This is a genomic window from Pseudooceanicola lipolyticus (assembly GCF_002786325.1).
Taxonomy (GTDB): domain Bacteria; phylum Pseudomonadota; class Alphaproteobacteria; order Rhodobacterales; family Rhodobacteraceae; genus Pseudooceanicola_C; species Pseudooceanicola_C lipolyticus.
This window is the reverse complement of the sequence record NZ_PGTB01000019.1, coordinates 39599-47613: the sequence shown is the minus strand read 5'-3', so window position 1 is coordinate 47613 and position 8015 is coordinate 39599. Positions and strand designations below refer to the sequence as shown.

7 protein-coding genes and 1 tRNA gene are annotated in these 8015 nt (G+C 65.8%); 3 read left to right on the top strand and 5 right to left on the bottom strand.

All coding sequences use genetic code 11. The annotated features are described in order from the left end of the window. Together CVM52_RS08170 and hemA are read right to left on the bottom strand one after the other, a co-directional pair. A partial coding sequence (locus CVM52_RS08170; protein ID WP_100162015.1) for a helix-turn-helix domain-containing protein occupies positions 1 to 725 on the bottom strand: 725 nt, incomplete at its 3' end. A 128-nt stretch (positions 726 to 853) separates the two neighbouring features. Beyond that, complete coding sequence (hemA, locus tag CVM52_RS08165) at positions 854 to 2077, bottom strand: 5-aminolevulinate synthase (RefSeq protein ID WP_100162014.1); 1224 nt, start codon at positions 2075 to 2077, stop codon at positions 854 to 856. Positions 2078 to 2633: 556 nt separating this feature from the next. On the opposite strand from hemA, the gene CVM52_RS08160 reads away from it, so the two are divergent. Both CVM52_RS08160 and CVM52_RS08155 read left to right on the top strand, forming a co-directional pair. Continuing rightward, positions 2634 to 4013: a M20/M25/M40 family metallo-hydrolase gene (locus CVM52_RS08160; protein WP_100162013.1), complete on the top strand. Its 1380-nt coding sequence runs from the start codon at positions 2634 to 2636 to the stop codon at positions 4011 to 4013. A gap of 4 nt (positions 4014 to 4017) precedes the next feature. Continuing rightward, entirely contained in the window at positions 4018 to 4902 is an 885-nt protein-coding gene (locus CVM52_RS08155; protein WP_100162012.1) for an alpha/beta fold hydrolase, read from the top strand. Positions 4903 to 5007: 105 nt separating this feature from the next. Here the strand turns inward: CVM52_RS08155 and CVM52_RS08150 are convergent, their stop codons facing one another. After that, the gene (locus CVM52_RS08150; protein WP_100162011.1) at positions 5008 to 5880 is read right to left on the bottom strand and encodes a glycosyltransferase family protein; all 873 of its coding nucleotides are present in this window, start codon (positions 5878 to 5880) and stop codon (positions 5008 to 5010) included. Between the two features lie 90 nt (positions 5881 to 5970). Between CVM52_RS08150 and CVM52_RS08145 the strand changes: the two genes are divergently transcribed. After that, on the top strand, positions 5971 to 6750 hold the full coding sequence (locus tag CVM52_RS08145; protein ID WP_240620902.1) for a hypothetical protein: 780 nt from the start codon (positions 5971 to 5973) through the stop codon (positions 6748 to 6750). Positions 6751 to 6847: 97 nt separating this feature from the next. Here CVM52_RS08145 and CVM52_RS08140 read toward each other — a convergent pair. Together CVM52_RS08140 and CVM52_RS08135 are read right to left on the bottom strand one after the other, a co-directional pair. After that, a tRNA-Asp gene (locus tag CVM52_RS08140) sits at positions 6848 to 6924 on the bottom strand. A 138-nt stretch (positions 6925 to 7062) separates the two neighbouring features. Continuing rightward, the gene (locus CVM52_RS08135; RefSeq protein ID WP_100162010.1) at positions 7063 to 8001 is read right to left on the bottom strand and encodes a pirin family protein; all 939 of its coding nucleotides are present in this window, start codon (positions 7999 to 8001) and stop codon (positions 7063 to 7065) included. Positions 8002 to 8015 lie beyond the last annotated feature (14 nt).

Here is an 8015-nt window from a genome sequence, read left to right as displayed (position 1 = left end):
ACCATGACGGGCACGTCCAGCGCCTGCGGCCGATACAGCCGGTCCAGCGCCTCGGCGCTGGGGCCGGTTTGTGCGCTGCCGGTGGCGTCGCTGCTGGCCGGCCGCCGTGACCCGGCCAGCGGGTCGAGATCGGTCAGCACCACCGGGGTCTGTTCCACCGGCGCCATGCGCACCTGCTGCACCTCTTTCAGCACCGACCAGGCGCCGTAGCCGATGCCGCCGATCAGCGCCAGCAGCACGAAGGTCGAGCCGATGGCGCGCGGTTCGATCCGGCTGAACAGGCCGTCCGTTCCGGGGGAAAACGGCGTGTGCGGGGTGATGAACGGATCCCGCGCCGCGGCGGGCAGGCTCGGCATGTCGTGCAGGCCGGGCTTTTTCACCACCGAGGCTTCGGCCGACATGCCATGGGCGACGGCAAAGCCGCTTTCCTCGCAAAAGGCGGTGAAGGCGACATCGGGATCCATACCCAGGTAGCGGGCATAAGAGCGCACGTAACCGGCGATGAAACCCGGCGTGTCGAAGGCGGAGGGATCGGAATTTTCGATGGCGGCGATATAAGAGGCCTTGATCCGCAATTCGCGCTGGACGTCCAGCAGCGATTTGCCCATCGTGGCGCGTTCTCCCCGCATGGTATCGCCGAGGCGAAGTTCGAAATCGTCAAAGCCCTTGAGCTTGACGGAGTCGTCACCTTGTTCGGATACGCGCGGAAGTTTGCGCCCAATCATGCCTGCCGCCCCGTTTCGCCTGCAATGTCCCAACTGCAGCGTATTGGAATCGCCCCAACGATTCGTCCACGCTTTTCGTTAGGACAATCCTAACACAGCAGGGAGAATTTGCACACTCTGAGCAGTATTTACCCGGCAAGCTCGGCACGATTGAGCGCACAATGCGACCAAAGTGCGTCCATCGCCCGGATCAGCGCATCGATCTCGTCGGGGCCATGCACCGGCGACGGGGTAAAGCGCAGCCGCTCGGTGCCGCGCGGCACGGTGGGGAAATTGATCGGCTGGACGTAGATGCCGTAGCTGTCCAGCAGCATGTCGCTGAGGATCTTGGTGTGCACCGGATTGCCCACCATCACCGGCACGATATGGCTGCCGTGATCGATGATCGGCAGGCCCATGCCCTTGAGCCGGGTTTTCAGGATCTTCGCCTGGGTCTGGTGTTGCTCGCGCAGCTCGGGCGCGCGCTTGAGATAGGCCACCGAGGCGGCGGCGCCGGCGGCCACGCTGGGCGGCAGCGAGCTGGTGAAGATGAATCCCGGCGCATAAGACCTTATTGCATCGCACATTTTCGCGCTGGCGGCGATATAGCCGCCAAGCACGCCAAAGGCCTTGGCCAGGGTGCCATTGATGATGTCGAGCCGGTGCATCAGCCGGTCGCGTTCGGCCACGCCGCCGCCGCGCGGGCCGTACATGCCCACCGCATGCACCTCGTCGCAATAGGTCAGCGCGCCGAATTCGTCGGCGAGGTCGCAGAGCGCCTCGATCGGGCCGAAATCGCCATCCATCGAATAGATCGATTCAAAGGCGATCAGCTTGGGCGCCGCCGGATCGTCGGCTTCGAGCAATTCGCGCAGATGGTCCAGATCGTTATGGCGGAAGATCCGCTTGGCGCCGCCATTGCGGCGCACGCCCTCGATCATCGAGGCGTGGTTCAGCGCGTCGGAATAAATGATCAGGCCGGGGAACAGTTTGGGCAGCGTGCTTAACGTGGCGTCATTGGCGATATAGGCCGAGGTGAACAGCAGTGCCGCTTCCTTGCCATGCAAGTCGGCCAGTTCCGCCTCCAGCCGCTTGTGATAGACGGTGGTGCCAGAAATGTTGCGGGTGCCACCCGAGCCGGCGCCGGTGGCGTCCAGCGCCTCGTGCATTGCCTCCAGGACCACCGGGTGTTGGCCCATTCCCAGATAATCGTTGCTGCACCAGACGGTGATGTCGCGTTCGCTGCCATCCGGGGCGGTCCAGACCGCGTGCGGGAACATGCCCTTGCGCCGCTCGATATCGATAAACGTGCGATAGCGTCCTTCGTCATGCAGGCGTTGGAGGGCTTCGTCGAGTTTCGCGGTGTAGTCCACCGTCCATCTCCTTCACTTTATTGCCTGCACGGGCCAATCTGCACGGGCTTACCGGTACACGGGCCTTGCCGGCACGTCGAATGCGCTGGCAGAACCCCGTTTTTGCGTTTTGGAACGATTATAGATTCCGTTCGCCTCGATCAACTCCATATGGCAGGGCGTCATGTCGCAGCCTTGATCTAGATCAAGAATTTCGGGACCGGTCAAAGCTGTACCCCCTGCCTTCCGTCGGGTCAGGAATACCTGACTTGCCGCAAACCCCGCCTCGCGGCACCCTGATGTCACACGGCCTGCGAGAGTCCAGCTTACCAGTTATCGCCCTTCCGGCAAAGCGGTTGACGATTTCGTGTCAAGGACTTGCCCGCGCTTTTTCAGGACGCGCCCGCGCCTGTCCCCCGCGCCTTGCGGGCCATCCGCCGGCAACGGTCTGCCCGTCACGGCCGGCCCAGCCGAAGACCGTTGCCGGCGCCCGCAGACACCGTCTTTTTCCACCTCTGGACAAGGCGGGCGCGGCTGCTACGGTCGCGGCACCCCAAGCTGAAGGAGCCGCCCGCCCATGTCCCTTGACGCCATCCTCTCCCGTATCGACGCCGATCTGCCGCAGGCCACCGAGCGGCTGCTGGATCTGCTGCGCATCCCGTCGATCTCGACCGATCCGGCCTACAAAGCCGAATGCGAACGCGCCGCCGACTGGCTGGTGGCGGATCTGCGGGCGCTGGGCGTGGCGGCCGAGAAACGCGCCACGCCGGGCCACCCGATGGTGGTTGGCCATGTCGACGGCGATGGGCCGCACCTGTTGTTATACGGTCATTACGACGTGCAACCGGTTGATCCAATTGAGCTTTGGGATCGCGACCCCTTCGATCCCGAGGTGCAGGACACCGCCAAGGGCACGGTGATCCGCGGCCGCGGCGCCGCCGATGACAAGGGCCAGCTGATGACCTTTGTCGAGGCCTGCCGCGCCTGGAAGGCCGAGACCGGCCGCCTGCCCTGCAAGCTGACCTTTTTCCTGGAGGGGGAAGAGGAATCCGGCTCGCCCTCGCTGGTGCCGTTCATGACGGAGAATGCCGACGAGCTGAAGGCCGACCTGGCGCTGATCTGCGACACCGGCCTGTTCGACAGCCGGGTGCCGGCGATCACCACCATGTTGCGCGGGCTGCTGGGCGAGGAACTGACGATCACCGCGCCGTCGCGCGACCTGCATTCCGGCATGTATGGCGGCATCGCGATGAACCCGGTCCGGGTGCTGTCGAAAATCATCGCCAGCCTGCATGACGAGACCGGCCGCGTCACCGTGCCGGGATTCTATGACGGCGTGCCCGAGCTGCCCGACGAGCTGCGCCAGCAATGGCAGGGCCTAGCCTTCGACCATGCCCGCTTTCTCGGCGATGTCGGGCTCAGCACCCCGGCCGGCGAACAGGACCGCACGCCGCTGGAAATGATCTGGGCGCGCCCCACCTGCGAGGTGAACGGCATCTGGGGCGGCTATACCGGCGCCGGGTTCAAGACGGTGCTGCCGTCGCAGGCCCATGCCAAGATCAGCTTCCGCCTGGTCGGCAGCCAGGATCCGCTGGCGATCCGCGAAAGCTTCCGCAAGATGGTGACCGAGATGCTGCCGCCCGATTGCGAGGTGGAGTTCAAGGGCCACGGCGCCTCGACCGCCGGCGCCTTCGACACCTCCGATCCGGCCTTCGAGGCGGCACGCCAGGCGCTGTCGCAGGAATGGCCGGACCCGGCCGCCTATATCGGCTGCGGCGGCTCGATCCCGATTGCCGGGCATTTTGCCAGGATCACCGAGACCACGCCGATGCTGATCGGCTTTGGCAAGGATGACGACCAGCTCCATTCGCCGAACGAGAAATACGACATGGAAAGCTTCCACAAGGGCATCCGCAGCTGGGCGCGGGTGCTGGACGCGCTGACCCGGGCGGCCTGAGCCGATGAGCGGCGCGATTCCCGGTTTCGAGGACGGTCTGGCCGAGGTCAACGGCCAGACCATCGCCTATTCCATCGCCGGATCCGGTCCGCCGCTGTTGTTGCTGCACGGCTTTCCGCAGACCCGTGCCATGTGGCACGGGATCGCGCCGCAGCTGACCGACCGCTTCACCGTGATCGCCGCCGACCTGCGCGGCTATGGCCAGAGTTCCAAACCCGAGGGGGTTGCCAATTACGCCTTTCGCGAAATGGCCGCCGATCAGCGGGCGCTGATGGCGCATCTGGGCCATGACCGGTTCCACCTGGTCGGACACGATCGCGGCGCGCGCACCGCGCATCGGCTGGCGCTGGACGCGCCCGAGGCGGTGGCCAGCCTGACGCTGATGGATATCGTGCCCACCCATCTGCTGGTGAGCGAGCTCAAATCCTCGGTGGCGCGGGCCTATTACCACTGGTTCTTCCTGGCCCAGCCGGCGCCGTTTCCTGAAACCATGATCGGCCAGGACCCGGATTATTTCTTCGAAACCTGCCTCACCGGATGGGGTGGCGCCGAGATCGAAGATTTCGACGCCGAGGCGCTGTTCGCCTACCGGCAAAGCTGGCGCTGGCCCGATTGCATCCAAGCCATGTGCAACGATTACCGCGCCGCGCTCGACCTCGACGTGATGCATGACGGCATCGACCTGGGTCGCCAACTCACCTGCCCCGCCCTGGTGCTCTATGGCAGCGATGGCGTCATGGCCCGGCTTTACGATGTGCCCGCCACCTGGGCCGACCGGCTGGCCGACATGCGCGCCCTGCCGATCCCCGGCGGCCATTTCTTCCCCGATCTCAACCCCGGCGATACCACCCGCGCGCTGAAGGGATTCCTTGCCGGCCTGACGTCCTGAACGTCTTCGCCTTTGCACCTATTCCGGGGGTTGGGGCAAAGCGCCCTCACCCGCAGGCAGCGCCAGAAAGACCGCGCCGGCAAGGCATGCAATTGACCCGCAGAGTCATACCAGCCCGCTGAACCGCTCGGGCAACAGGTACTGGCTGTCGTAATCGCTGCGGTCGAATTCCCAATAGCCGGTGTCGCCGCGCGCCTGCCAGCTGCGATGCATGCGGCGGCGCAGCGGGCCGGGTTCGAAGGCCGGCTGCAGTTTCAGCGCGGCGAACCCCTCGAACAGGGCGCGGTCCTCGCCGCGCGCCTCGGCGAACCAGTGCCGGCCGATGCCAACCTCGCGGATGTCGCCGCCGATCTCGGCGCTGACCGCGTTGCGGCGGTTCATCGCCGCGCTATAGGCGGCAAAATCGCAGAATTTCAGGTGCAGCAGGTACAGGTGTTCGGGCGTGTGCAGCTTGGGATATTGGGTGAAATGCCCACCGCGGGCGATCTTGGTGCCGGTCGAGACGATGCAGGGCTTGGAATAATGCGGCGCCGGGCGCACGTGGCGGCGCGGGCCAAGAATGGTGTCGCCGATTTCCTCGGTCTCGAGGTCGATGCGGTGGATCACCTCCAGCCCCAGCGGCGTCAGCACGCGGTTCGGCGGCATGTCGTCCAGGAAAGTTTTCAGGTCGCCGCCCGCCTCCGGGTCCAGCACCACCAGTTCGTCGACATCTCCGACGATGACATGCTGGTAATAACAGCGCAGCCCCATGACGAAATTGTTCAGCATACGCCAGCGTTTCTGGTCGAATTTCTGATGCGCGTCGCCGGGGATACCGATCACGTTGCAGCCGGTCGCCAGCGCCGCCACCTCGGCGCCACGGCCGTGATTGATCACGTAACAGTTTTCCCGTCCCAGCAGCCCGCCATAGTGGCGCAACCAGGCCTTCAGGAAAAAGGCATCATCCCGCACCATGGTAAGCGCACACGCCGTCTGCATCGCCGCCTCGTCCTTTGCCGGCGGCCTTCCGCCGCCTTTGGTGACAGCCTACAGTCTTGCAGGCAGGATGAGAATCGAAAAGGAGCAGGCATGCCGGCAGAGGTTTACGGCATTCCGCCGTCGTTCCGCGACAGCGGGCGGCACGCGGTGCGGGCGGGAGCGACGGTGCCGAATATGATGCAGGTGCTGGGCGAACGCGGCTCGGGCACCAACGTGGTGCGCAAGCTGATCGAAACCAATACCGACCTGTTCCGCACCGAGGGGCTGGGCTGGAAACATGCGCTGCCGCATATGGTGGCGATTCCCGACACCCTGCTGACCCTTTGCGTGATCCGCGATGCCCGCGCCTGGAGCCTGTCGATGCATGACCGGCCCTGGCATTGCGACCCGGCGTTGCAATCGCTGGACTATGCCCGGTTCATCCGCAGCCCCTGGCGCGGCATCGTCGACCGCACCTCCGATTTCGAGGAGATCCACCCCGAGATGCAGGTGCAGGGCTGCGAGTTGCAATATGACCGCCACCCGCTGACCGGGCTGCCCTTTGCCGACCTGTTCGAGCTGCGGCGGGTCAAGCTTGAGGGCTTGTTGTCGATGCTCAATCGCGGCGGCCATGTGGCGCTGCTGCGGATGGAAAGTTTCCTGGCCGATCCCGAGGGCAGCCTGGCCTGGCTGGCCGAGCAATTCGGTCTCGCCGCGCCCAGGAGTCCGCTGAAGACGGTGCGCCGCCGCCTGGGCACGCGCCACAGCTATTCGGTCAGCGACCATCCGGCGACGCCGAAAACCTTGTCGGACAGCGATCTAGCCTTCCTGCGCAGTCGGCTCGACCTCGAGTTGGAGGCGCAGCTGGGCTACGATTACGGTTCGGATTAGCGCCGTCCCGGAGCCCGCTCCGGCACCTCCCGGCAGCGCGCCCGACCCTCTGGGTCGGCGCGTCGCTTTGCATCGAAATGCCACTTCGGGAAGAAAGTGGCGCGGTTGACGGGGCTCGAACCCGCGACCCCCGGCGTGACAGGCCGGTACTCTAACCAACTGAGCTACAACCGCGCGTGGAGCCGTGGAATAGGCCAAGCCCCGCCCCCCGTCAATGGCAAAAGTGGCGATTTTTTACTCCGGCGAGCGGCTTTTTTTGCCACCGCCAAATTGCACCCACGGAACCGGCCCGCGCCCCCGCCACAGCGGCGCTCAGCGCTCGGGCAATGGGATGAAGTCCCGGTCATCCCCCACCGGCAGGCGAAAGCGGCCGTGGTCCCAATCGCCGGCGCGCCAGGCCTCCTTGGCGGCCTCGATCTTCTCGCGCGAGGAGGCGACGAAGTTCCACCAGATATAACGCGAGCCGCCCAGCGTATCGCCGCCCAGCAGCAGCAGCCGCGCCCCCTGCGCCCCGGCCCGCAGCGACACCCGGTCGCCGGGGCGGAACACCATCATGCGGCCGCCCTCGAAGCTCTGACCGGCGACTGTGACCGAGCCATCGAGCACGTAGACGCCGCGATCCTCGTGATCGTCGGGCAACGGCAACGCCGCCCCCGGATCGAGCCGGGCATCGGCATAGAACATCTGCGACGGCACGGACACCGGCGCGCGGTCGCCCCAGGCCTGGCCCAGGATCAGGCGCACGGTCTTGCCCTCGCCCTCCAGCATCGGCAGCTTTTCCCGCGCCACATGTTCGAACCCGGCGGCGCCGTCCTCCTGTGCCTCGGGCAGCGCCAGCCAGGTCTGGATGCCCAGCATCTTCATCGGCTGCTCGCGCGCCGCGCCATCGGTGCGTTCGGAATGGGTGATGCCGTGCCCGGCCACCATCAGATTCACCGCGCCGGGTTCGATCCACTGGTCGGTGCCCAGCGAGTCGCGATGGTGCAGCCGCCCGTCATAAAGATAAGTGACCGTGGCCAGCCCGATATGGGGATGCGGGCGCACGTCGATGCCCTGCCCGGTCAGGAACTCGACCGGCCCCATCTGGTCGAAGAAGATGAACGGGCCGACCATCTGCCGCCGGGCGGCCGGCAGGGCGCGGCGCACCTCGAACCCGCCCAGGTCGCGGGCGCGCGGCACGATAACGGTTTCGATGGCATCCACCGCATCGCCGGTTGGGCAATCGGGGTCCAGTGCCGGGTTCCAGCTCATGTTGCCGCTCCTCC

Excerpts from the sequence above, each read along its gene's own strand:
- CVM52_RS08145 (WP_240620902.1), top strand. The coding sequence starts at position 5,971 with ATGCCGGCAGAGGTTTACGGCATTCCGCCGTCGTTCCGCGACAGCGGG.
- CVM52_RS08150 (WP_100162011.1), bottom strand. The coding sequence starts at position 5,880 with ATGCAGACGGCGTGTGCGCTTACCATGGTGCGGGATGATGCCTTTTTC.
- CVM52_RS08160 (WP_100162013.1), top strand. The coding sequence starts at position 2,634 with ATGTCCCTTGACGCCATCCTCTCCCGTATCGACGCCGATCTGCCGCAG.
- CVM52_RS08135 (WP_100162010.1), bottom strand. The coding sequence starts at position 8,001 with ATGAGCTGGAACCCGGCACTGGACCCCGATTGCCCAACCGGCGATGCG.
- CVM52_RS08155 (WP_100162012.1), top strand. The coding sequence starts at position 4,018 with ATGAGCGGCGCGATTCCCGGTTTCGAGGACGGTCTGGCCGAGGTCAAC.